Origin of the sequence: Paracoccus aeridis (genome assembly GCF_004923205.2) — a bacterium.
Classification (GTDB): domain Bacteria; phylum Pseudomonadota; class Alphaproteobacteria; order Rhodobacterales; family Rhodobacteraceae; genus Paracoccus; species Paracoccus aeridis.
In genome coordinates this window covers 114,744-137,772 of the sequence record NZ_SELD02000001.1, presented here as the reverse complement: position 1 = coordinate 137,772, position 23,029 = coordinate 114,744, and the positions used below count along the sequence as shown (strand labels likewise).

20 protein-coding genes are annotated in these 23,029 nt (G+C 71.3%); 7 read left to right on the top strand and 13 right to left on the bottom strand.

Annotated features, from left to right (window positions below; translation table 11 throughout):
• Positions 1-35 precede the first annotated feature (35 nt).
• The 6 genes from ELI80_RS00675 to ELI80_RS00650 form a co-directional block, all read right to left on the bottom strand.
• On the bottom strand, positions 36-1,091 hold the full coding sequence (locus ELI80_RS00675) for a flagellar basal body P-ring protein FlgI (protein WP_236641264.1): 1,056 nt from the start codon (positions 1,089-1,091) through the stop codon (positions 36-38).
• A 47-nt stretch (positions 1,092-1,138) separates the two neighbouring features.
• Positions 1,139-2,155, bottom strand: a complete 1,017-nt coding sequence (locus tag ELI80_RS00670) for a flagellin family protein (protein ID WP_136648747.1) — start codon at positions 2,153-2,155, stop codon at positions 1,139-1,141.
• Positions 2,152-3,609 (bottom strand): FlgK family flagellar hook-associated protein, encoded by a 1,458-nt coding sequence (locus tag ELI80_RS00665; RefSeq protein ID WP_136648746.1) that lies wholly within the window; start codon positions 3,607-3,609, stop codon positions 2,152-2,154. The genes ELI80_RS00670 and ELI80_RS00665 overlap by 4 nt, the downstream gene beginning before the upstream one ends.
• A 28-nt stretch (positions 3,610-3,637) precedes the next feature.
• A complete protein-coding gene (locus ELI80_RS00660; RefSeq protein WP_136648745.1) occupies positions 3,638-4,957 on the bottom strand; it encodes a flagellar hook protein FlgE in 1,320 nt (439 codons plus the stop codon).
• Between the two features lie 82 nt (positions 4,958-5,039).
• On the bottom strand, positions 5,040-5,816 hold the full coding sequence (locus ELI80_RS00655; protein WP_136648744.1) for a flagellar motor protein MotB: 777 nt from the start codon (positions 5,814-5,816) through the stop codon (positions 5,040-5,042).
• A 68-nt stretch (positions 5,817-5,884) separates the two neighbouring features.
• Positions 5,885-7,477: a GMC family oxidoreductase gene (locus ELI80_RS00650; protein WP_136648743.1), complete on the bottom strand. Its 1,593-nt coding sequence runs from the start codon at positions 7,475-7,477 to the stop codon at positions 5,885-5,887.
• Between the two features lie 188 nt (positions 7,478-7,665).
• On the opposite strand from ELI80_RS00650, the gene ELI80_RS00645 reads away from it, so the two are divergent.
• From ELI80_RS00645 to ELI80_RS00630, 4 genes are read left to right on the top strand one after another with little or no spacing between them, the layout of a single operon-like run.
• Positions 7,666-8,421: a paraquat-inducible protein A gene (locus ELI80_RS00645; RefSeq protein ID WP_136648742.1), complete on the top strand. Its 756-nt coding sequence runs from the start codon at positions 7,666-7,668 to the stop codon at positions 8,419-8,421.
• A complete protein-coding gene (locus tag ELI80_RS00640) occupies positions 8,418-9,161 on the top strand; it encodes a paraquat-inducible protein A (RefSeq protein ID WP_136648741.1) in 744 nt (247 codons plus the stop codon). Before ELI80_RS00645 ends, ELI80_RS00640 begins: the two co-directional genes overlap by 4 nt.
• Complete coding sequence (locus ELI80_RS00635; RefSeq protein ID WP_136648740.1) at positions 9,158-11,599, top strand: MlaD family protein; 2,442 nt, start codon at positions 9,158-9,160, stop codon at positions 11,597-11,599. The genes ELI80_RS00640 and ELI80_RS00635 overlap by 4 nt, the downstream gene beginning before the upstream one ends.
• Before the next feature lie 2 nt (positions 11,600-11,601).
• Entirely contained in the window at positions 11,602-12,360 is a 759-nt protein-coding gene (locus ELI80_RS00630) for a PqiC family protein (protein ID WP_236641255.1), read from the top strand.
• Positions 12,361-12,369: 9 nt separating this feature from the next.
• Here ELI80_RS00630 and ferA read toward each other — a convergent pair whose 3' ends face one another.
• The 4 genes from ferA to ELI80_RS00610 form a co-directional block, all read right to left on the bottom strand.
• A complete protein-coding gene (gene ferA / locus ELI80_RS00625) occupies positions 12,370-12,915 on the bottom strand; it encodes a flavin reductase FerA (RefSeq protein WP_136648739.1) in 546 nt (181 codons plus the stop codon).
• Positions 12,912-13,727 carry a 3'(2'),5'-bisphosphate nucleotidase CysQ gene (locus ELI80_RS00620; RefSeq protein ID WP_136648738.1) on the bottom strand — a complete coding sequence of 272 codons (816 nt, stop codon included), beginning with the start codon at positions 13,725-13,727 and terminating at the stop codon, positions 12,912-12,914. The genes ferA and ELI80_RS00620 overlap by 4 nt, the downstream gene beginning before the upstream one ends.
• Positions 13,714-15,063 (bottom strand): TldD/PmbA family protein, encoded by a 1,350-nt coding sequence (locus ELI80_RS00615; RefSeq protein ID WP_136648737.1) that lies wholly within the window; start codon positions 15,061-15,063, stop codon positions 13,714-13,716. The genes ELI80_RS00620 and ELI80_RS00615 overlap by 14 nt, the downstream gene beginning before the upstream one ends.
• 94 nt (positions 15,064-15,157) lie before the next feature.
• On the bottom strand, positions 15,158-16,900 hold the full coding sequence (locus tag ELI80_RS00610) for a DUF2125 domain-containing protein (RefSeq protein WP_161596404.1): 1,743 nt from the start codon (positions 16,898-16,900) through the stop codon (positions 15,158-15,160).
• Between the two features lie 69 nt (positions 16,901-16,969).
• Here ELI80_RS00610 and ELI80_RS00605 point away from each other — a divergent pair, with 69 nt between their 5' ends.
• Positions 16,970-17,614, top strand: coding sequence for an enoyl-CoA hydratase/isomerase family protein (locus tag ELI80_RS00605; RefSeq protein ID WP_136648735.1), 645 nt, complete (start codon positions 16,970-16,972; stop codon positions 17,612-17,614).
• Between the two features lie 4 nt (positions 17,615-17,618).
• On the opposite strand, the gene ELI80_RS00600 is transcribed toward ELI80_RS00605, so the two are convergent.
• The 3 genes from ELI80_RS00600 to ELI80_RS00590 form a co-directional block, all read right to left on the bottom strand.
• The gene (locus ELI80_RS00600; RefSeq protein WP_136648734.1) at positions 17,619-17,981 is read right to left on the bottom strand and encodes a YbaN family protein; all 363 of its coding nucleotides are present in this window, start codon (positions 17,979-17,981) and stop codon (positions 17,619-17,621) included.
• 1 nt (position 17,982) lies between these two features.
• Positions 17,983-19,383 carry an adenosylhomocysteinase gene (gene ahcY, locus ELI80_RS00595; RefSeq protein WP_136648733.1) on the bottom strand — a complete coding sequence of 467 codons (1,401 nt, stop codon included), beginning with the start codon at positions 19,381-19,383 and terminating at the stop codon, positions 17,983-17,985.
• Positions 19,384-19,484: 101 nt separating this feature from the next.
• Positions 19,485-19,916, bottom strand: a complete 432-nt coding sequence (locus ELI80_RS00590) for a hypothetical protein (protein WP_136648732.1) — start codon at positions 19,914-19,916, stop codon at positions 19,485-19,487.
• A 140-nt stretch (positions 19,917-20,056) separates the two neighbouring features.
• Between ELI80_RS00590 and ELI80_RS00585 the strand changes: the two genes are divergently transcribed.
• On the top strand, positions 20,057-20,944 hold the full coding sequence (locus tag ELI80_RS00585; protein WP_136648731.1) for a glucokinase: 888 nt from the start codon (positions 20,057-20,059) through the stop codon (positions 20,942-20,944).
• Between the two features lie 89 nt (positions 20,945-21,033).
• Entirely contained in the window at positions 21,034-23,019 is a 1,986-nt protein-coding gene (locus tag ELI80_RS00580; protein WP_236641254.1) for an autotransporter assembly complex protein TamA, read from the top strand.
• Positions 23,020-23,029 lie beyond the last annotated feature (10 nt).

Sequence of the window (23,029 nt, the reverse complement as noted above, 5' to 3'; positions counted from 1 at the left end):
ACGCAAATCCAACGCGACGACCCTTTGCCCCCCGATCAGTTCACCACGAACTCCGCATGAAGCGCGCCCGCGGCGTGGACGGCCTTCAGGATGTCGATCATCTCGCGCGGCCGCACCCCGAGCGCGTTCAGCCCGGCCACCACGTCCGACAGCGACGATTCGGCGCTGACCTCGGCAAAGCCGATCCCCGGTTCCTGGGTGATCTGCGCATCGGTGCGCGGCACCACGATCGTCTCGCCGCGCGCGAACGGGTTGGGCTGGGACACCACCGGCGCTTCCCGCACCCGCAGCGTGAGGCTGCCCTGCGACACGGCGACGCGCGAAATCCGCACATCCTCGCCCACCACGATCGTCCCGGACCTGTGGTCAACCACGACACGCGCGCGCGCCTCCGGTTCGACCGTCAGGTTCTCGATGCGTCCGGCGAGCCGCGCCGGGTTCACGGTGCCGAGGCTGCTCGGGTCCACCGAGACGGTGCCCGCGTCGAGCAGTTCGGCCACGCCGGGCCCCAGGTCGTCGTTGATGACCGCCTCGATCCGCGCCGCGGTCGTGAAATCGGCGTCCCGCAGCGCCAGGCGGAAACCGGTCATTGTCGAGAAGTCGAAGCTCACCTCGCGTTCCACCCGCGCGCCGGACGGGACCGCCCCGGCGGTGGGCACGCCCTGCACAACCTTCGCGGCCTCCCCCTCGACCGCGACGCCGCCGGCGATCACCGAACCCTGCGCCACCGCATAGACCGACCCGTCCGCGGCATTCAGGGGCGTCAGAACCAGGGTGCCGCCCAGCAGGCTTTTCGCGTCGCCGATGGCAGCCACGTTCACGTCGATCTGGCTTCCGGCGCGCGCGAACGGCGGCAGGGTGGCCGTGACCATCACCGCGGCCACGTTCTTGGGGCGGAAGTCTTCGCCGGTCACGTTGACACCCAGCCGTTCCAGCATGCCGGACAGCATGTCCTCGGTGTAGGGCGTGTTCCGCAGGCTGTCGCCCGTGCCGTTCAGGCCGACGACCAGACCGTAACCGACGAGGTCGTTGCCGCGGACCCCGTCGATCGTGACGAGGTCCTTGATCCGGACCGGCGCGGCCTGCGCCATCAGCGGCAGAAGAACCGCCAGCACGGCCAACCACAGCAGCCGCGCCATCACAGGTAGTCCATCAGCGAAAGGCGGCTGAGCCGCGCCGTCAGGGCGTAGAGCTTTTCCAGCCGCGATTCGGCGTCGGTCAGCGCCGTCGCCGCCTCGTACGGGTCGGCCGAGGCCAGCCTGTCGTGCATGATCCTGAGCCCCGTCCCCTCGGCGTCGTTGCGGGTCGCGGCCTGTTCCACCGTGGCCTGGGCGACGCCGACGGATGCCTGCAGCTCGGTCAGGCCCCTGGCGCCCGCCAGCAGGCGCTCGCCCGCGGCGCCGATCAGCAGCGCTGCCGCGCCCGCATCGGCAGCGGGTCCCGGCTCGGCCGCGAAGGCCGCGATGGCGAGGCCCTTCAGCGTCTGGCGCACGCCGTCGGCCGAGGCATCGGCCGGGTTTTCGACCTTCGTGCCCGGGCCGACCGCCACGCCGCCCGCCGGAGCCGGGGCGCCATGAAAGGCCATGTCGAGGAACCCGCCGCCGCCCGCCGGCGCGTCGAACCACGCGTCGATCGCCGCGATCGCATCCCCCGCCGTGGGCTGCGCAGCGGCGATCGCCCGCGTCATCGCCATGATGTCCTCGGCCGGCGAGAGCGGCGCCGTGTCGGTCGCCGCCCCCGCCAGAAGAAACCGGCTGCCCGCGCTCACGTTGAACGCGGCCACGACCGACGCCATGTCGCTTGCCGCCTGGCGCGCGTGAAGGCCCATCGTCGCGGCGTTGCCGACCCGCGCGTCGGCGATGAGGGATGTTCCCTTGTCACCCACGAGCGACTGCACCGAAGCGAAGGCGGCCTGAACCGATTCCAGTTCGGTCCCGACGAGCGCCGCGTTCGACGACAGCGCGTCGAGTGTCGTCAGGCGCGAGGTGATGAAGGCCACCGGCCCCATGTCGCCCTTCTGCGAGGCGGCGAGGTCGTGGCGCCGGCCGGTCGTCACCTCGTGCGAGAGCGCCGACAGCTGTGCCTTGATGTCCTGGTTGGCGCGCCGAAGCTGCACCCCCCGGGACAGGTCGGATGTGGTCAGGGAAATGCTCATGTCAGCCCCAGGATGTTCAGCAGCATGTCGTCGACCGCCTTCAGCACCTTGGCGTTGGCGGCGTAGGCCCGTTCGAGGTTGAGGAGGTTTTCCATCTCGCGGTCGGTATCCACGCCGTCGGCGCGCATCATGTCGGACAGCGCGTCGGCATGGGTGTTGGCGCGGGCGCCGTCCGCCTCAGCGCCCAGCCGCAGACCGGCGACGGACGAAGACAGGTCGGCCGCGTGGCCCTGCGCCGCGCGGGGTGACGCGCCGGGCCCCGCGCCGGCCGGCGGGCGCGCCCGCGCGAGCGCGTCGGCGAGCCGGCCCAGCACGCCCGGATCGCCGGGCGCGGCCGGCAGCGCAGCCGCCATCCCGTCGCGCAGGCGCCAGGTCGCGCCCCCGCCGGCAGGATCGGCAAGCGGGTTCAGCGCCAGCCTGCCCGCGAGGCCGGTCGCATCGGCGGGAAGGCCCCCGGCGCGCGCATCGATGAACAGCCCGGCCCCGCCCCCCGCCAGCGTCGGGTCCACGGCCGGATCGGCCGCGCGCTGCACGAGATCAAGCGCCATGCCGTCCAGCTGCGCCTGCAGCCCCGGCGCGGTCTGATCGCGGATCGCGAGGTTGGCCGCGAGCGTGCCGCCCGCGAACATCGACATCTGCCCCGCCGAAAGCTCCACCCCGTCGACGATCAAGAGCGACAGCGGGCTGCCCGCGGTCATGTCCGGCTGGACCGGCCCGGTCGCCCGGAAACCGAGCGGCAAGGGGGTCGATCCGTCCAGCAGCAGCGACCCGCCCTTCGTGACCAGCGCCACCCGGCCGTTGTCGCGCGGCAGTTCCTGAAGGGGCACGATCTCGGACAGTGACGAGATCAGCGCCTGCCGCCGGTCCATCAGCGAAGAGGCGTCGTTCCCCTGCGCGAGCTGCACCGTGACCAGGCGGTTCAGGTCGGCCACCTGGGCCAGCCCGTCGTTGAGCCGGTCCACATCCCGTGCGACCGCCGCGTCTGCCTTGGTCCGGCTTTCCTGCAACTGCGTGCCGAGCTGGTTGATCTGCGTGGCAAGCGCCCCGGCGGTCGAGATGACCGCCGACAGGCGAACCTCGCTGTCGGGCCGGGCGGCCGCGGATGTCAGCGCGGCCTCGAAGCTCGCCATCGTGGCGGTGAGCGAGCCGGGTTCGCCCGGCACGCCGACGGCCTGTTCGATGTCGCGGGCGAAGGCCGTCAGCACGCTTGTGGACGCGGCGTCGGCCCCGGCGAGCCGCTGCTGCGCCAGCACCGACTGCCGGACCACCCGCGCGACCGAGTCGATCTGGACCCCGCCGCCGCCCGCGACATGGGCGCGCGACGACAGTTGCAGCTCGCGCCGGGCATAGCCGGGGTTCTGCGCGTTGGCGATGTTGCTGGCGACCACCTCTGTCCCGCGGGCGGCGTAGGTCAGCCCGGACATGGCGTTCGACAGCGCGTTCGTCAGGCTCATTGCGGTGCCCCCTTCCCGGTCCCGCGCCTCAGCGCTTGATGTTCGTGGTTTCCTGCAGCATCTCGTCCACCGTCTGGATGACCTTGGCGTTCGAGGAATAGGCGCGCTGGGTCTGGATCAGGTCGGTCAGTTCGGCCGCGACGTCGGTGGTCGATCCTTCGCGGGCATAGCCCACCACGGTCCCCGTCGGCCCGTCGCCCGCGTCCCACAGGAAGAACGACCCCGAGCTGGGCGAGACCTGGTAGGTCTGGTTGTTCAGCGCGATGAGGCCGTTGGGGTTCGGGACGTCGACCAGCGGGATCTGGTAGATCGTGCGGATGAAGCCGGTGTCGTAGGTCGCGCGCATGAAGCCGTTCTCGTCGACCTCGACCGCGGTCAGGTTACCGACGGGCGATCCGTCCTTGCTGATGTTCACGGGCTTGAAGCTGTCGGCGAGCTGCGTCAGCCCGTTCGCGTCGCCGGCGGTGCCGATCCGGACCGCCATCGGGCCGCCTGCCACGTCGAGCGCGAGTTCCCCTGTCGCGGGGTCGTAGGCGCCGCCGCTGAGCGTCGTGACCGAGGACAGGCGCCCGCCCAGGGTGGGGCTGTCGTCGAAGGACAGCGTGTAGCTGCCCACCAGGTTCGTCGAGTCGGGCGAGGCGGAGTCACGGATGTCCATCTGCCACTGGTTCGACATCTGGCCCGGCACCGCCGACGGGACCGGGGTGAAGGTGATGTTGAGCGATTCCGACGTGCCGAGGTTGCCGAAATATTCCACCCGGGTCGTCATCGGCTCGCCGCTTGCGCCTTCTTCCGTGGCGACGGCCGGCAGGTTGATGCCGAGGCTCATCATGGTGGTGGGGTCGGCAGAGGTCTGGTTGGCGTTCAGCACGATCGGCTGCAGCCCGCCCACGGCGTCGCGGGTCTGGGTGGGGATGGTGCCGTCCGAGTTCGCGGGCCAGCCCATCAGCACCAGCCCCGAATTGGTCCGCAAGACGCCGTCGGCGTCGGGCCTGAACGACCCGGTCGTGGTCATCATGATCGGCCGGTCGGCCGGGTTCAGGCCCATGGTCGCGGACGGGATCACCGGCAGCATGCCGCGCCCCGAGATCGCGAGGTCGAGCGGGTGCGACGACGAAATCAGCGCCCCCTTCTGGTCGATCACCCGCGAGGTCATCGCGCGAACGCCGCCCGCCGAATAGACCCCGGCGCCGCGGGCCTGGTTGATGACCATGCCTTCGAACTGGGTGTTCACCCGCTTGTAGCCGTAGGTGCCCGAGTTCGCGATGTTGTCGGAGATCCCGGCGAGCCGGGTTGCGTTGGCCGCCAGGCCGGCGACACCGGCGTTGAGGGACGAGGAGATCGACATGGTTCACCCGTGTTGAGTCGCGTTGTGGAAGCTGTGACCGAAAGGCCTTAAGATCAGGCTAACGGCGGCCGGTGTCGGCCGGTCAGCGGAGCAGGATGACCTCGACCCGGTTGTTGGCGGGATCGAGGGGGTTGGAGTTGCGGTGCCGGCGGTCGGCCAGCGCCGTCACCCGCTGGATGCGCGCCGGGTCGAAGCCCCCCGCCTGCATCAGGCCGCGCACCGCGTGGGCGCGCGCGTCCGACAGCGCCCAGACCGGGGACACGACCATCATCTGTGGGAAGCTGCGGACGTGGCCGGCGATCGCGATGTCGTTGCGGACCTGCCCCAGCACCTCGGCCACGATCTGCGCGAGGTCCACGAGCACCGGCGCGGGCTCTGCCGTGTCGCCCTGGAACAGCGGCGCCCCGGCAATGTCGCCCAGTTCGATCACCAGCCCCTCGTCCGTCATGCGGGTCACGACGTGGCGCAGGATGTTCGTGCGCTGCATCGATTCGGCCCCCGACCCGTTCAGGCGGTCCTGGACATGGCGCGCCATCTCCTCGAACGCCCGGGCGGCCGCCGCGTCGCTCGCATCGGTCGCGTCGGTCGCGTCGGGGGGCGCGAGCGGGTCGGTCGTGGCCGGGTCCACGCCGGTGGTGCCGCCGTTCGGGGTCTGGATCACGGTGGGGTCGAAATAGTCGGCCAGCCCCTGCCGCTGCTTTTCGGTGGTGGCGTTCAGCAGCCACATCAGCAGGAAGAACGCCATCATCGCGGTCACGAAGTCGGCGTAGGCCACCTTCCAGGCGCCGCCGTGGTGGCCGGCCGCGACCACGTCGCCGCCGCGCCTGATGATGACGGTGGGTACGTTTTTTCCCGCCATGTGACTGCCTTCCCGATCCGAGCTCGGGTCCGGCCTATCACGCCTGCCCTCAAGGCGCGGTTAACAGGTCAAATGCCGCGCAGTTCGTCCGCGATCAGCATGGCGGCCTTCTCGGCGATCATGATCGTGGGCGCATTGGTGTTGCCCGAGGTGATCGTCGGCATGATCGAGGCATCGACGACCCGCAGCCCCTCGATCCCGCGCACGCGCAGCGAAGGATCGACTACGGACCCCGGATCGGCCCCCATCCGCGCGGTCCCCACGGGGTGGAAGATCGTGGACCCGATCCGGCCGGCCGCATCCGCCAGCGCCTCGTCGCCGTCAACGTCGCCGCCCGGCTTGAACTCCTCGGGGCGGTACCGCGCCAGCGGCTCCTGCCGCATGATCCGGCGGGTCATGCGGATCGCGCGCGCGGCCGTCAGCCGGTCGCCCGGGGTCGAAAGGTAGTTCGGCGCGATTCGCGGCGCGTCGCTCGCGTCGGGCGACGTGATGCGGACGTGGCCGCGGCTTTCCGGGCGCAGCGGCACGACGCTGGCCGTGATCGCCGGGAAGTCGTGCAGGGCCTGTCCGAACGCCTCGAGGCTCAGGGGCTGGACGTGCCATTCGAGGTCCGGCGTCGCCACGTCGGGGGACGAGCGGGCGAAGGCGCCGAGCTGGCTGGGCGCCATGCTCATCGGGCCGGTGCGGCGCAGCAGGTACTCGGCCCCGATCATCCCCTTGCCCCACCAGCCGCGCGCGAGCTGGTTCAGCGTCCGCGCGCCCGTCACCTTCCACGCGCAGCGAATCTGCAGGTGATCCTGCAGGTTCTCGCCCACGGGCGCGTCGCGCAGGACCGGGATCCCCATGTCCTGCAGCAGCGCGCCGGGCCCCACGCCGGACAGCTGCAGGATCTGCGGCGTGCCGACCGCCCCCGCAGACAGCACGACCCGCCCGCCGCGCACGATTTCGGACCCGCCGTCCGCGGACAGTTCCAGCCCCACGGCGCGCCGGCCCTCGAACACGACGCGGCGGACCTGGCGGCCGGTCATCACGGTGAGGTTCGGCCGCTTCATCGCCGGCCTGAGGAACGACCGCGCGGCCGAGACGCGCCAGCCGCCCTTCTGGCTCACCTTGAAATAGCCCACGCCCTCGTTGTCGCCGGTGTTGAAGTCGTCCACGCAGGGGATGCCCGCGACCTCGGCGGCGCGGGCCCAGTCGTCGAGGATGTCCCAGCGCAGGCGCTGCTTCTCGATCCGCCAGGGGCCGCCCGCGCCGTGGTGTTCCGAGGCGCCGGCGAAATAGTCCTCGGACTTGCGGAACAGGGGCGCCACGTCGTCCCAGCCCCAGCCCGTGCAGCCCGCCTGCCGCCAGCCGTCATAGTCGGCGGCCTGTCCGCGGACATACAGCATCCCGTTGATCGAACTGCTGCCCCCGAGGACCCGCCCGCGCGGGTACAGAAGCTCGCGCCCGCCCAGGTTCGGCTCGGGCGCGGTCTTGTACATCCAGTCGGTGCGCGGGTTGCCGATGCAGTACAGATAGCCGATCGGGACGTGGATCCAGTGGTAGTTGTCCCGTCCCCCCGCTTCGACCAGCAGGACGCGGATGCGGGGGTTTTCCGACAGGCGGGCGGCCAGCACGCAGCCGGCGCTGCCCGCGCCCGCGATGACGACGTCGTAGTCCAATTCCAGCACCCCTCCCCGGATCGAGGCGATGCTAGCAGCGCGTCCACCGGGCACAAGGGCGGCGGCACGGCACCTGCGGCGGCTCGCCCGTGATGGGGATGTCACAATTCCGGCAGCCCGCCCGCGCCGCTGCGTCCGCAGCGATGGCGCGGACTTGTGCGGCGGCAGGGGCGGTCTATGTTGGCGCCATGCTGATCGAGGGCCAATACGACCTGACGACCGGCGCGGGGCTTCTGGCCTGCCCGCGCTGCGACGCGCTCCATATCGAGGAGGAGCTGCTGTCGGGCGAGGTCGCCCGCTGCGTGCGCTGCAACACCGTGCTGGCGCGGCCGCGCGAGGGGGCGTTCACGCGCATCGTCGCGCTGTCGCTGACGCAGGTCGTCCTGATGATCGCGGCGACGTTCTTTCCGTTCCTGCAGATCTCGCGGATGGGGTTCGGCAACGACACCTCGCTGTTCGGGGTCGCGCTCGCGTTCTCGCACGGGTGGATGATCCCGCTGACCGTGGCCGTCATCGTGTTCATCGTGGCGCTTCCGGTCATGCGGGCCCTGCTGCTGGTCTACACGCTGATGCCGATGGCGATGGGCCGCCGGCCCGCCCGCTATGCCGCGCCGGCGTTCCGCGCGTCCGAGATCATGCGCCCGTGGTCCATGGCAGAGATCTTCATCATCGGCACGGCGGTCGCGCTCGTGAAGGTAGGCGGGCTTGCCTCGCTGCACATGGGACCGGCGTTCTGGGCCTTCTGCGCGCTGATCCTGGTGGGGCTGGCGAGTCGCATCTACACCAGTTCGGCCACGATCTGGGACGCGCTCGAGGATCAGGGCGTCCGGACCGACGGGCGCGAGGTCGTGCCCGCGAGTCGCGCCGAGGCCACATCGGCGGGCCGGGTTCCGGCGGCGAGCGGCGGGGCGAGCGTCGGGGCAAGCGTCGGGGCGCGCGGATGAACCGCCCTGCCGCGGCCGCAGCGGCCGGTCACGTGGCCGGCCACTCGTCCGGTCACGCCCCTGGTCACGCCGGCGGCGGCGACGTGGCCGACCACGCGCCCCTGCTGACCGCGCACCGGGCGAACCTCGTGGGTTGCCGCAGCTGCGGGCGGGTCTGGCCCTCGGGGCACGAGATCTGCGACCGCTGCGGCGCGACCCTGCACCCGCCCGACCGCAAGGGGCTGCAGGCGGTCTGGGCCTGGCTCGCGGCCGGGCTGATCTGCTACGTTCCCGCCAACCTCATGCCCATGCTGAAGACGGAAACCTTCGCGGGCATCGGCGCCTCGGCCGAGGCCACCATCCTGGGCGGCGTGATCGAGCTCATCCACTATGGCAACTACGGGGTCGCGGCGATCGTGTTCGTGGCCTCCGTCATCGTTCCGCTGATCAAGTTCGGCGCGATCGCGTGGCTCGCGGTCGTCGCGGGCAGGCCCGCCACCCATGAGGCGGCCCATACGCGGCTGAAGGTGTTCGAGGTGATCGAGTTCATCGGCCGCTGGTCGATGATCGACGTGTTCGTGGTGGCGATCCTGTCGGCGCTGGTGCAGCTGGGCTTCGTCGCCTCGATCCATCCCGGCCCGGCGGCGGTGTGCTTCGCGCTGTCCGTTGCCTTCACGATGGTTTCGGCGCAAAGCTTCGACCCGCGGTTGATCTGGCGCGGCCTGCCGTTGCGCGGCCGCAAGGACAGGACCCCTGGATGACCGACACGCCGCCGGATCGCACGCCCGCATCTTCGCCCGACCCGACCCCCACCCCCAACCCGACCCCGCCCACCAGCCCGCCCCCGAGCGGCCAGGGGCCGCTTCGCCCCGCCAGCCCGGTGCGGCGGACGGCGGCGCGGGCCGCGCGGGCGGGCGTGTCGCTGATCTGGCTGGTGCCGTTCGTCGCGCTGGTCGTGACGCTCGCGCTGGGGTGGAACGCCTATAACGGGCGCGGCACGCTGGTGTCGGTGGCGTTCGCCGACGCCACAGGGATCACGCCGGGCGAGACTCAGCTGCGCTTTCGCGAGATCCCGGTGGGCCAGGTCGGTGCGGTGCGCTTCACCTCGGACCTGCAGCGCGTGATCGTGGACATCCGCGTGGCCGAGGAGGTCGCGCAGTACATCGACGACGACGCCGAGTTCTGGATCGTCCGGCCGCAGGTGTCCACGCAGGGCATCTCGCGGCTCGACACGGTGCTGACCGGGGCCTTCATCGAGGGGTTCTGGGACGACGAGGAAGGCCCTGCGACCGAGACCATCCACACCGGCCTGGAACGCCCGCCCCTGACGCGCAGCAACGAACGCGGCACCTGGGTGGTGCTGGCCGGCGACAACGCCACCGGGATGAGCGAGGGCGCCCCCATCTACTACCGCGGCCTGCCGGTCGGGCGGATGCAGAACCTGCGCCTTGCCGACCGCGACGAGACGGTGCTGGCCGACGTCTTCGTCGAGGCGCCGCATGATGAGCGGCTCACGACGGCGACCGTGTTCTGGGACGTCTCGGGGTTCAGCGTCGGCCTTGGCCCGCAAGGCGTGCAGCTGAACGTCACCTCGGTCACCTCGCTCCTGCAGGGCGGGGCCGAGTTCGCCACGCTGAGCTCCGGCGGCGACAAGGTCGAGGCGGGGCATGTCTTCCAGCTGTACCCCAACCAGGACGCCGCGCAGACGCAGCTTTTCTCGGGCTCGCCGCAGGACGAGCTGCGGCTGACCCTGCTGCTGTCCGACGCCGTGCGCGGCCTGACGGAAGGAGCCGACGTCCAGTACGAGGGGCTGAGCGTCGGCCGGGTCACGAACTTGGCCGTGCGGCAGCTGCAGGGCGCGAACGGCGCGCCCGGACCGACCGCGCAGGACATCACCATCGCTGTGTCGCCGCAGCGCATGGGCCTTGGCGACGATGCCGGCCCCGATGCGGCGCTGGCCTTCCTGACCCAGCGCGTGGCCGAGGGGCTGCGCGCCCGCGTCACCGGCGCGGGTTTCTTCGGCACCTCGCTGATGGTGGAGCTGGTCGAGCTTCCCGACGCCCCGCCCGCGCAGGTGGCAGCCAGCGCCCAGCCCTACCCGATCCTGCCGACGGCGCCCGCGGACCTGTCCGACATCTCGACGACGGCGCAGGGCTTCCTCAGCCGCGTCGGCGGTCTCAAGCTGGAAGAGCTCGTGAAGTCCGCGACCGACATGATGAACAGCATCACCGCCGTGGCGAGTTCGCAGGACACGCGCGCGATCCCGCAATCGCTGCGCCGCACCATCGACGAGGCGCAGGTCACGATGACCGAGCTCCGCACCGCCGTCGAGGAGCTTCGCGCCTCGGGCACGGTGGCCAATGTCAGCCGCGCCACGGCGCAGGCTGACCAGCTCGTCACCAAGCTGAACGCGACGGCAGACCGCGTGCCCGCGATCGTCGAGCAGCTGGACCGCGCCTCGGCCTCGGTCAGCGGCGTGGACTTCGCGGCCATCGCCACCGACATGCGCGCGGCGCTGGCGGACGTGCGCGCCGTGATCGGCACCGACGCGGCCCGCGCCCTGCCCGGCCAGATCTCCACGACCGTCACGAACATCGGCACGGCTGCCGACAGCATCGGCGGGCTCGCGGGCGACCTGCGCGCCAACCAGGCCGCGACCAGGCTGACGCAGGCGCTGGACAACGCCACCGCCGCCTTCGCGTCGGTGAACGAGGCGGCGGCGGACATTCCCGGGATGGTGGACAGCCTCGACGCCGCGGCGGCCTCGGTCGACGAATTCGACTTCGCGGGCATCAGCGCCGAAGCCAAGGGGCTGATCGCCGACCTGCGCGCCATGCTGGGAACGGAAGACGCCGCGCAGCTGCCGCGCAACCTGTCGGACACGCTGCAAGCCGCGTCGGGGCTGCTCAACGACCTGCGCGACGGCAACGCCGCCGGCAGCCTGAACGCCGCGCTCGCATCGGCCCGCCGGGCGATGGACCAGGTCGCCGTCGCGGCGAACACCCTGCCGGCCCTGTCGCAGCGCTTCCAGGCGCTGGCGGCGCGCGGGGAAAGCGTGATCTCGTCGTTCGGCGACCGCGGCGCGTTCCAGACGGAACTGGTCAACACGCTGCGGACCCTGCGGCGGGCGGCCGAATCCTTCGGCAGCCTGTCCAACTCCATCGAGCGCAACCCGCGCGCCTTCATCCTGGGACGATAGACATGCGTCATGGCCTGACCCTCATCCTGGCCGCCGCGGCGGCGCTCGCGGGCTGTTCCAACCCGGAACGGGTCGAACGCTACCTGATCAACCCGCCGGCCGCGGGAACCCGCGTCGGCAACAATCTCGGCACCGCCGAACTGCGCGACGTGTCGCTGCCGGCCTATGTGCTGTCGGGCGAGGTCGCCTGGCAGACGCCCGACGGCGCGGTGCGGTCGAACACCCGGACGCTGTGGGCCGACAACCCCGAACGCGCCTTCACGCTGACCCTCGCCCGGTCCATCACCGAGATGTCGGGCGCGACCGTCATCGCCGAGCCGTGGCCCCTGGCCGAGCCGCCCCGCCGCCGGGTCGAGGTGCGGGTGGAAACCGCGCTTGCGCAGCTGAACGGCATCTACCGCCTGAAGGGCGCCTACTACGTGTCGAACGAAAGCTCGGGCGCGGCGAACCATGCGCGCATGTTCGACATCCAGGTGCCGCTGCCGGTGGCGGAAAAGCGGGCGTCGAGCAGCCTGGGCCTTGGCGGCGGGGCAGCGCGCCGCAGCCCGGCTTCCCCGGCCGAGATCGCCGCGGCGCAGAACGCCGCGATCGCGCGGCTTGCAGCGCAGATCGCCGTCCTGGGCGGCCCGGGCGACACCATCGCGACATCGGCCCCGGCGGACACCGGGTTCTCGTTCGACCTCGCCCCCCTGCCGCCGCTTCCGGAACTGGAACCGCTGCCCGGCGACAACGACGTGATCGCGGTCGAACCGGCCGCGTGACGGGCTGCCCTATCGGTCGTCGGGCTGGAACGTTCCGAACCGGCCCGCGGCGAAGACCAGCGGGTGATCGTCGGGCCCGCCGACCGTCACCCGCGCCACCTGCCCGATCACGACCGTGTGGTCGCCCCCTTCATGCGCGGCGTGGCGGACGCAGTCAAACCGCGCGGCGACCCCGGCGATGACCGGCACGCCCTCGGCGTTCGCGATGTCCTCCAACCCCGCAAACCCCTCGCCGCCGCGGGTGAAGCGCAGGCACAGGTCCAACTGCTCGGCCCCCAGCACGTGCACCGCGAAGGCCTGCGCCCGCGCGAAGGCGTCGTGGCGGGACGAGCTGCGCGCCGGGCACCACAGCAGAAGCGGCGGATCCAGCGAGACGCTGGTGAAGCTGTTCACCGTCATCCCCGTCGGCCCGTCCGGCCCGGCAACGGTGACGACCGTCACGCCGGTGGCGAACCGCCCCAACGCCTGCCGCAAGGCCCGCGCCTCGGCCGTTTCGGGGTGGAAGGTGATCGCATCGGCGATGCGGTCGAGCTCACCAATGGGCAAGCGGGTCATGCGACCTCCTCTCCTTCGGGCGGGTCTGCGGGTTCGGCGAGCCGCCGCGCGCCCATGATCGCCCCGTGAAGGCGCGGCCCGGCGACCACCACCCCCGCGACCTGCGCGGCGGCCGAATTGAAGCGCAGGGCGCCGCCGTTCATGTCGGTGGCGACGCAGCCCGCGCGCGCGGCGATCAGGCTCGCGGCCGCCACGTCCCATTCCCAGCAGGGCCTGAGCGACAGCGCCGCGTCGAAGCGCCCCTCGGCGGCAAGGCACAGCCGCCAGGCGATCGAGGGGCGGAACTCGCGCCGGAACGGCGGCGGCCGGTCGGTGCGCCACATCGCGGGGTCGAGCGAGGCGCGGCTGGTCAGGACGCGCGCGCCGGGAAGGTCCGTGTCCGACGGTCTGACGGGATCGCCGTTCCGGGTCGCCGGTCCGTCCACGCTTGCGGCGTAGATCAGGTCGCGCGCCGGCAGGTAGACGGCGGCGGCGGTGACGCGGCCCCGCTCGGCCACGGCGATGGCGTGGCAGAACCCGTCCTGCCCGTCGATGAACGCGCGCGTGCCGTCGATCGGATCGACGATGAAGATGCGCTCCGCCCTGCGCCGCGCCGGGTCGTCCGCGCTTTCCTCGCTGAGCCAGCCGTAATCCGGCCGGGCCGCGCGCAGGGTGGCTTCCAGCTGCTCGTTGACGGCGAGGTCCGCCTCGGTCACCGGGCCGGCGGTGCCGCCCTTGTCCCAGGCGCGGGGGGCGTTCTTCCAGAACCGCAGCGCGATCGGCCCGGCGTCCAGCGCCGCGCGGACCAGCAGGGGCAGGTCAGCTGCCGGCAAGGGTCATCCCTTCCACCAGCAGGCTGGGGACGGCGTGGCTGCGCCATTCCGGCAGGTCGTCCGCCGCGGTCAGGCGCAGCAGCATGTCGCGCAGGTTGCCCGCGATGGTGCATTCGTTGACGGCGTAGGCGATCTCTCCGCCCTCGACCCAGAACCCCGCCGCGCCCCGCGAATAGTCCCCCGTGGTCGCGTTGATCGACGAACCGAGGAACGAGGTCACGACAAGGCCCCGCCCCATGTCGCGCAGCATCTGATCGCGGCTGATCGCGCCGGGCGACAGCCGCACGTTCGAAACCCCGGGCGACGGCGGGCTGGAGGCGCCGCGCACCGCGTTCGCCGTCGATTGCAGGCCCAGCTTGTTCGCCGTGGCGATATCCAGCGTCCATCCCTGCAGCACGCCGTCGCGGACGATGGCGCGTTCGGCGGTGGGCAGCCCCTCGGCGTCGAACGGGCGGCTCGCGCCGAAGCGCGGCGTAAGCGGGTCCTCGATCAGGTCGAAGCCCGCGGGAAGGACCTGCGTGTCCAGCGCATCCCGCAGCCATGACGCGCCCCGCGCCACCGCCGACCCGTTCACGGCCGACAGCAGGTGCCCGATCAGCCCGCCCGCGACGCGCTGGTCGAACAGCACGGGCACCGCGCCGGTGGGCGGCTTGCGGGCGCCGGCGCGGGCCGCCGTGCGTTCGCCGGCGAGGCGGCCGATCTCCTCGGGGGCGGGCATGTCGGCGGCCCAGACCCGCGATTCCCCTGCCCAGTCGCGCTCCATCGCGGTTCCCTCGCCCGTGATCGCGACCGCCGACACAGAGTGGGACGTGCGCTCGTAACCCGCGGCGAAGCCGTTGCTGGTGGCGAGGAACAGCCCGCGCCGGGCAAAGGCGGCGCCGGCGCTGTCGATCATGCTGACGCCGCTGACGGCGCGCGCCGCCGCCTCGGCCCGCAGCGCCGCGTCCTGCAGCGACGCGGGCGCGGGCGGGGCCGTGTCCTCGGCCAGTTGCAGGCCGCCGTCGTAGCGGGGGGCGAGTTGCGCCGGATCGGCCAGCGCGAGAGCGTCGTCCACCGGCGCCTCGCGCGCCATGGCGACGGCGCGCTCGGCCATCTCGCGCATCGTTTCGGGCGACAGGTTGCTTGCGGCCACGCAGGCCTGCCGGCCGCCGATCAGTACCCGCAGGCCAAGCTCGGTCCCGTCGGCGCGCTCGGCGTGTTCCAGCCGGCCGCCCCGCACCTCGACCGACAGCGACGACCCGCCCACCGCCAGCGCGTCGGCCTGGTCGGCGCCGGCGGCCCTGGCCGCGTCCAGAAGCGCGGCGGTCAGTGCCTGCAGGTCAAGATCGTCACGCATGTCGGGCAGCCTTCCAGCAAGTTGGGGGGACCGCTCGATGCGGAAGGGACCGGGCACAGGCCCGGTCCCCCGCCAAGCGTCCTGAGGCAGATCGTTACTTCACCTGCTGGCCGTTGGCAAAGATCGAGCCGCCTTCCCTGAACTCAATGTCCATGGTCGCCGTGTCCGGGCCCTCGCCCGCCTTGGTGAACATCGCGAGCATCATCCGCGCCGCCCCGACCTGTTCCTGCTGTACGACGCCGATCTGCACGAGGCGGTCCAGAAGGCCGTTCAGCCCCTCGGCCCGCGCGTTGATCTGCCCGACCGGGGTTTCCATCCCGCCTTCGCCCGCAGCCGCAAGATTGCCGGCGGCGGTCACGTTGACGCCCGCGCCCGACAGCGCGAACTGGTTGATGGCGATATCGACGGGCTCGTACGGATCTTCCGGTGCCTCGGCGGCTTCGGTTTCGGTCGCGTCCGGGGTGGCCGCATCCGGAGTGGTGGCGTCCGCCGCGTCCGGAGCGGTCGCGTCCGGGGTCGTGGCGTCCGCCGCGTCGGGAGCAGGCGCATCCGGCGTGGCCGCGTCCGGGGCAGCGGCGTCCGGGGTCGTCCCGTCGGTCGCAGGCGCGGCGCCTTCGGTCGCGGGCGCAGCGTCATCCGTTCCGGCTTCGGCGGCAGCTTCGGCCGCCTTCATCACCTCGGGGTCCAGCACGTCCTGCTTCACCCGCAGGTTGCCGGTCACGTCGATGTCGAGGTTGGCCGGGTCGCGCGGCAGCACCTTCGCCTGGTCGAACTGGTCCCAGATGGCGTCGCCAAGCGTCAGGCCGGCGATCGAGTAGGTGAACTTGAACGGCTGCGGCTCGTCGCTTGCGCTAACGGGCAGCTGCAGCAGGACGCTGTTGCTGTCCATCCCGTAGGTGACCGGGAACGGCATGTCGGACGACGTGACCTCGGCCGTCATCCGGTCGCTATCGACCTGGTAGTTCAGGCCGGCCTGCGACAGGCCGATGTCGGCGCTGAAGCCCTGGCCGTCGCCCTTGACCGCGGCGGTCATCGGCGCGCCGTCCTCGCCGGTGCCGGCGAGATCGAAGCTGGCGGTCAGCGGACCCGCCTGCAGGTTCGCGGTGAACGCCATCCCGGCGCGCAGGGCGGCGGCCATGTTCTCGTCCATCCGGGCATTGGCCGGGAACGTGCCCGAGCCCGTGCTCTTCAGCGAGTTCAGCGCGATGTTGCCGTTCACCTTGTAGTCGGCGCCGTCGTCGTCCTTGCCCGCGACGTTCAGGGCCAGCTCGCTGCGGCCGCTGGTCACGTCGAAGTCGGCCTTGAGCGGGTCCCCCTGCACGACATGCTCGCGGATGCCGAGGTCGGCCACGGTCAGCGTGGCAAGGTCGGAATGCGTCTCGTCGGCCGTGACGACCTCGTCCAGCGTCACGGTGAGGTTCGGCATCCGGGTTTCGCTGGTCAGGTCGCCGGCGGTCCCGGACGAAATCACCTCGGTGCCCGGGTGCGCCAGGGTGGCGGTCACGTTGACGTCCCCGTCCTCGGCGTCCTTCACCACGAACCTGGCGGTCGACTGGTCCGACGTGGTCGTCCGGACGCGGCCGTCGCCCGTGCCGGTCAGGGTGATCTGCGGAATGGTCAGGGACACGTCGGAATCCTGGCCGTCCATCGTCAGCACCACGTCGCTGAGGACGAGGCTGTCGCCCGTTTCCTGCCGCGCACCCTCGGCGACCGTGTAGCCCGAGACCTTGTAGTACTCGGTCCAGCTCTGCCACACTTCGGCAGGCGTCACGTCCGCCAGAACGGGCGTAGCGGAAGCGAGAAGGGCGAAAATGGAACTCGTCGCACGGAAATGCATGCATCTTCCTCTCAGGTTGGGCGTCAGGTTCGTCTTGCCGATTTGTCGCACGGCGAGGATCACAGGCCAATGACGGACGACCTCGTTTGGATCCATCGCGATCCCGAGAGCGTGGTCAAACTCGTGCTGAATCGCCCCGCAAAGGCCAATGCACTGACCGGGGCGATGCTGGACAGCCTGTGCGCGGCGGTGACGGAGGCGGGGCGTTCCGGGGCACGGGCGCTGGTTTTGACCGGGAACGGCAAGGTGTTCTCGGCCGGCGCGGACCTTGGCGAGGCGGCGGCGGGCCTGGCCGTCTCGTCCGCGTGGGAAAGGCTGTCGGGGGCCGTCGCGGACCTGCCCTGCCTCACGGTCGCGGCGCTGAACGGCACGATTGCGGGCGGGGCGAACGGCATGGCGCTTGCCTGTGACATCCGCATCGCGGTGCCTGAAGCGACGTTCTTCTATCCGGTGATGCGGCTCGGCTACCTGCCGCCGCCGTCCGACGTGGTGCGGATGGTCCGGCTGGTCGGCCGCTCGCGCGCGGCGATGATCCTGTCGGCCGGGCAGCGGATCGGCGCCGAGGAGGCACTGGCCTGGGGTCTCATCGACCGGATCGTGCCCCGCGAGGCGCTGATGGAAACCGCGCTCGCGCTCTGCGCCGGGGTGGTCGCGGCGAAGCCCGGCCATGCCGAGGCGATCGGGCGGATGGTCCGCGCGGCGGGTCGGGGCTGACCTGTCAGGCCCCCGGAGGCGGTGCCGGGCGGCTGGCGATGAAGACCGAAACCAGCGCCAGCACGCCGAACTGGACCAGCCACAGCTCGGGCGGCAGCAGGAAATAGCTGACGCAGAGCCCCCCCGCCATGCTGGCGATGGCGATGACCTTCACCCGACGCTCGATCGCGTGATGATCCTGCCACTGCCGGATCTGCGGGCCGAAGATGCGGTGGTCCATCAGCCGCCGGTGGAACCGGGGCGACGAGCGTGCAAAGGCGAACGCCGCCACGATCAGGAACGGCACGGTCGGCATGATCGGAAGGACGGTTCCGATCACCGCGAGTGCAATGGCCAGAAAGCCGAGGCCGCCCCAGACATACCGCATGTCAGTAGCGGTAATGTTCCGCCTTGAACGGGCCGTCGACGCTGACGCCGATGTAGTCGGCCTGTTCGGGCCGCAGCTGCGTCAGCCTGACGCCGATCCGGTCGAGGTGAAGCCGCGCGACCTTTTCGTCGAGGTGCTTGGGCAGGATGTAGACGCCGGGCTGGTAGTCGTCGCCGCGGGTCCACAACTCGATCTGCGCCAGCACCTGGTTGGTGAAGCTGGCCGACATGACGAAGGACGGGTGCCCGGTGGCGTTGCCGAGGTTCAGCAGGCGCCCCTGGCTCAGCAGGATGATGCGGTTGCCCGAAGGCATCTCGATCATGTCCACCTGGTCCTTGATGTTCGTCCACTTGTGGTTGCGGAGCGCGGCGACCTGGATCTCGTTGTCGAAGTGGCCGATGTTGCCGACGATGGCCATGTCCTTCATCTCGCGCATGTGCTCGAGCCGGATCACGTCCCTGTTGCCGGTGGTCGTCACGAAGATGTCGGCGGTGGCGGCCACGTCTTCCAGGGTCACGACCTCGAACCCGTCCATCGCGGCCTGCAGGGCGCAGATCGGATCGACCTCGGTCACCTTCACGCGCGCGCCCGCCCCGCGCAGGCTGGCCGCCGAGCCCTTGCCCACGTCGCCATACCCGCAGACGACCGCGACCTTGCCGGCCATCATCGTGTCGGTCGCGCGGCGGATGCCGTCCACGAGTGATTCCTTGCAGCCGTACTTGTTGTCGAACTTCGACTTGGTGACGCTGTCGTTCACGTTGATCGCAGGGAACGGCAGAAGCCCCTGCTTGTGCAGGTCGTAGAGCCGGTGAACGCCGGTGGTGGTTTCCTCGGACACGCCGCGGATCGCGTCGCGCTGCGCGGTGAACCAGCCGGGGCTCGCCGCCAGCCGCTCGCGGATCTGGGCGAACAGCGCCTCTTCCTCTTCGGACTGCGGCGCGCCGATCAGGTCGGTCTCGCCCGCCTCGACCCGCGCGCCGAGAAGGATATAGAGCGTGGCGTCCCCGCCGTCGTCCAGGATCATGTTCGCGGTGCCATCGGCGAACTGGAAGATCCTGTCGGTGTAGGACCAGTATTCGGGCAGCGTCTCGCCCTTGACCGCGAAGACCGGGACGCCGGTCGCGGCGATCGCCGCGGCGGCGTGGTCCTGCGTGGAATAGATGTTGCAGGACGCCCAGCGGACCTCGGCGCCAAGTGCGACCAGCGTCTCGATCAGAACCGCTGTCTGGATCGTCATGTGGAGCGATCCCGCGATCCGCGCGCCGGCGAGCGGCTTCGCCGCGCCGTATTCCTGCCGCAGCGCCATCAGGCCGGGCATTTCGGTTTCCGCGATGTCCAGTTCCTTGCGGCCGAAATCGGCAAGGGTAATGTCGCGGATGATCGAGCCGTCTTGGGTTTGCATGTGTCGTGCCCGGGGAAAAGAATCAGCGCCGGCATGTCACAGCCGGCGCTTGGACGCAATCGACAGAAGGGTGAGACGGGCCGGAGCGGGCCCCTCGCCGCTCAGCCCGGCAGCCCGGCGGTCCGGAAGATCACGGACGGATCGGTCCCGTCCTGGTAGCCGATGCCAGACGCGACGATGCAGCTGCTGCCGTCGGGGCGTTCGAAAACCATCGTCCACGTCCCCATCTCGTCCGAGCCCCACAGGCGCAGCCCGTCGCGCTTCGCCAGCACCAGCGTTTCGCCGAACTCGGCGTCCAGCGCGCCGTGAATCTGGGCGCTGGCGTCGCACCAGGGCGTGCCCGCGTCGGCGCTGCCGGTGGGCAGGGTCCCGGCCAGGTCCACGACCTGCCGCGCGCTCATCCCGGCGACGGCCGACCATGCCTTGACGGCCGGCAGCTCGCCTCGGGCCTCGACGGCAGAGTGAGCTGCGGTTACGGGTGCAACAGCGGCGGTGGCGGCCAGGATCAGGGCGGCGGTGCGAACGGCGAACATGGGAAAATCCCTCGGCATTTTACTTGTCGTGCTTTGTCAAGGGAAAACGCGCAAGGCACTATGCAGTTCCGGCAATTTGTTGCCGGGATCACGCACGATCGATCAAGGCAACGTGAGAAAAAGGCAGCGAGAGGTGGCAAGTGTCTGACGTCGTGGCGGATATCGGGGGCACGAATCTTCGCGTCGGAATCGTGGAAAATGCCGCATTCTCGCGGACGGAGGTGGTGCGGGGACCGCTGCCGCAGTCCGAGTTCGTGCCGCTGGTGCGCCGGATGCTGGGGCCGGGGGCGCCCGATCCGGGTCGGATCGTGGTGTCGGTCGCGGGTCCGGTGATCGACGGCGTCGGCCATCTCACCAACCGTGACTGGGCGTTGCCCCAGGCGCAGCTTGCCGCCGACCTGGGCTGCGAGGCGCAGGTCATCAACGACATGGCCGCGACCGGCTATGCGCTGCCGCACCTGGGCGACGGCCAGGTCGCGGTGGTGAGGCCGGGCCGGCGCGACTGGGGCGGCAACGCGCAGGCGCTGGTCGTGAACGCGGGCACCGGGTTCAACGTCTGCCCGGTCCGGCGCGAGGGCGGCCGCACGCTGGCGCTGGAATCGGAAACCGGCCACGCGCTCCTGCCCGCGATGGTCGCGCGCAGGCTGCAGGACGCGATCGGCGCGGCCACCCGCGACTTCCCCACCATCGAGCTGCTGCTGGCCGGCCCCGCCCTGCCGCGCCTGACCGATGCGGCGAGGGCGGCGGGCCACGCCGCGCCGATGGCCCTTGCGGCCGAACTGTTCGGGATGACCTGCGGCGACCTCGCAATGCGGCACTGGCCCGACCAGGGGCTTTGGCTCGCCGGCAGCGCGGCCCGCGCGATGGCGGCCGAACGCGCCGCGTTCCTGGGCGGGCTGGAACAGGTCTTCGCCGCGCCCGGCATGCCGCCCGCCGTGATCGACCACCTGCGCGACATGCCGGTGGTCGAGATCGTCGACGACCTCGCCCCGCTCAGGGGGTGCATGGCACGGCTGCGGGAAATCTGAACGGCCGTGCGCCGTTCGTCTGGCTTTTGGCGCCGCAGGCTGCAAGACTGCCCGCAAAGAACAAGATCAAGAACGGGCGGACAGGCAACGTGCAGACCAGTGATCGCGGCGGCCGGCGGGTCGCGGGCAGACGGCACCTGACCGCGGCATCGATCGCGGCCTTGTGCGTGGCGGGGATTGCCGCCGGCGTGGCCACGGGGCCGCGCGTGGCGGTGGCGCAGTCGTCCGGGCCTGCGGGGTCCGGGTCGGGTTCGGCTGGCTCGGGCTCTGTCGGCTCTGCCTCGTCCCCCTTTGCACGGCTGTTCGGGGGCAGGCCCGGCACGAACTCGCCGGTCGATCTGGTGTTCAGGGTGCAGGGCAGCGATCCGGGGCTGGAGCGCACGCTTCGCAACGCCTCGGTCCTCACCGACACGCTGGCCGAGGGGCGGCTGACGGGGCAGGACATCTTGGCGGCCGCCCGGGCCGACTATGCCCGGCTCGTGGCCGCGCTCTACGACAACGGTTACTACAGCGTCGTCATCGCGATCCGGCTGGACGGGGTCGAGGCGTCCTCGATCGCGCCCCTCGATGCGCCGGACCGGGTGCAGCAGGTCGTGGTGGACGTCCAGACCGGCCCCGCCTTCCGCTACAGCCGCGCGCAGATCGCCCCGCTGGCCCCCGGGACCGACCTTCCCACCGGCTACGCCGTGGGCGAGGTCGCGCGCACCTCGACCATCCGGCAGGCCGCCCGCGCGGGCGTCGAGGCGTGGCGCGAACAAAGCCACGCCAAGGCCGACGTGGCCGCGACCGAGATCGTGGCGAGCCACCCGACCGCCACCATCGACAGCCGCATCGCGCTGGACCCCGGCCCCCGCGTCCGCTTCGGCAAGCTGACGATCAGCGGCAACCAGCGGATGGACCCGCGCCGGCTCCGCAACATCGCGGGCTTCCCCGAGGGAGAGCCGTTCGATCCCGAGGAACTGGACGACGTGCGCCGCCGCCTGCGCCGCACCGGCGTCTTTTCCGCCATCACGCTGGAAGAAGCCGAGTTCCTCGGCCCCGGCGACACGCTGGACGTGACGCTGACGGTAGTGGAACAGAAGCTGCGGCGCGTGGGCATCGGGTTCGAGCTGAGCTCGCAGGACGGTGCCGCGATCTCGGGCTACTGGATGCACCGCAACCTCCTGGGCGGGGGCGAGCGGCTGCGGGTGGACGCCGCGGTGCGCGACATCGGGTCGGGCACCTCGGGGCGCGACCTGCTGCTGGGGGTGCGGCTGGACCGCCCCGCGACCCTGAACGCCGACACCACCGCCTATGTCGAAGCGCGGGCCGAGCAGCTGCGCGAGGAAGACTACGACCAGGATCTCGGCGTGCTGGGCATCGGCTTCACCTACCAGCCGAGCGAACGGCTGACCGGCGACATCGCATTGCAGTATCGCAGGTCCAGGGTCGACGACGACTCCGACGGGATCTCCGACTTCGAGGTGCTGGCGCTGCCGATCGCCGTCACCTGGGACCGGCGCGAGCCGCTGATGACGGACGCCAGGCGCGGCTTCTGGCTGCAGGGCGAGCTGACGCCCTTCACCGGCTTCGAGGACACCGGCTCGGGCGCCCGGGCCGTGGCCGAGGGGCGCGCCTATCGCAGCTTCGGGCAGACCGACCGCTTCACGCTGGCAGGCCGCGCCCGCGCCGGGTCGATCTTCGGACCCACGATCGAGGAAACCCCGCGCGAGTACCTGTTCTATTCGGGCGGCGGCGCATCCGTGCGCGGCCAGCCCTACCAGTCGCTCGGCGCCGAGGCGATCGTCGGCTCGGACGGCACCACGATCGAGACGGGCGGGATGAGCGTCGCCAACGCCACCGCCGAGATCCGCTACCAGCTGCGCGAACGGATCGGGCTGGTGGGCTTTGCCGACGCGGGCAAGGTCTGGACCGACGGCAGCTTCGGCGGCGACAGCGACTGGCACGCGGGCGCGGGCGTGGGGGTGCGCTACAACACGCCCATCGGCCCGCTGCGCTTCGACGTGGCGGGGCCCGTCGGCGGCGACACCGGCGAGGGCGTGCAGGTCTATCTCGGCCTCGGGCAGGCATTCTGAAGGCGGGACT

Coding starts and splice junctions, on each gene's coding strand:
- ELI80_RS00675 (WP_236641264.1), bottom strand. CDS start 1,091: ATGGCGCAGGCCGCGCCGGTCCGGATCAAGGACCTCGTCACGATCGAC.
- ELI80_RS00670 (WP_136648747.1), bottom strand. CDS start 2,155: ATGAGCATTTCCCTGACCACATCCGACCTGTCCCGGGGGGTGCAGCTT.
- ELI80_RS00665 (WP_136648746.1), bottom strand. CDS start 3,609: ATGAGCCTGACGAACGCGCTGTCGAACGCCATGTCCGGGCTGACCTAC.
- ELI80_RS00660 (WP_136648745.1), bottom strand. CDS start 4,957: ATGTCGATCTCCTCGTCCCTCAACGCCGGTGTCGCCGGCCTGGCGGCC.
- ELI80_RS00655 (WP_136648744.1), bottom strand. CDS start 5,816: ATGGCGGGAAAAAACGTACCCACCGTCATCATCAGGCGCGGCGGCGAC.
- ELI80_RS00645 (WP_136648742.1), top strand. CDS start 7,666: ATGCTGATCGAGGGCCAATACGACCTGACGACCGGCGCGGGGCTTCTG.
- ELI80_RS00640 (WP_136648741.1), top strand. CDS start 8,418: ATGAACCGCCCTGCCGCGGCCGCAGCGGCCGGTCACGTGGCCGGCCAC.
- ELI80_RS00635 (WP_136648740.1), top strand. CDS start 9,158: ATGACCGACACGCCGCCGGATCGCACGCCCGCATCTTCGCCCGACCCG.
- ELI80_RS00630 (WP_236641255.1), top strand. CDS start 11,602: ATGCGTCATGGCCTGACCCTCATCCTGGCCGCCGCGGCGGCGCTCGCG.
- ferA (WP_136648739.1), bottom strand. CDS start 12,915: ATGACCCGCTTGCCCATTGGTGAGCTCGACCGCATCGCCGATGCGATC.
- ELI80_RS00615 (WP_136648737.1), bottom strand. CDS start 15,063: ATGCGTGACGATCTTGACCTGCAGGCACTGACCGCCGCGCTTCTGGAC.
- ELI80_RS00610 (WP_161596404.1), bottom strand. CDS start 16,900: ATGCATTTCCGTGCGACGAGTTCCATTTTCGCCCTTCTCGCTTCCGCT.
- ELI80_RS00605 (WP_136648735.1), top strand. CDS start 16,970: ATGACGGACGACCTCGTTTGGATCCATCGCGATCCCGAGAGCGTGGTC.
- ELI80_RS00600 (WP_136648734.1), bottom strand. CDS start 17,981: ATGCGGTATGTCTGGGGCGGCCTCGGCTTTCTGGCCATTGCACTCGCG.
- ahcY (WP_136648733.1), bottom strand. CDS start 19,383: ATGCAAACCCAAGACGGCTCGATCATCCGCGACATTACCCTTGCCGAT.
- ELI80_RS00590 (WP_136648732.1), bottom strand. CDS start 19,916: ATGTTCGCCGTTCGCACCGCCGCCCTGATCCTGGCCGCCACCGCCGCT.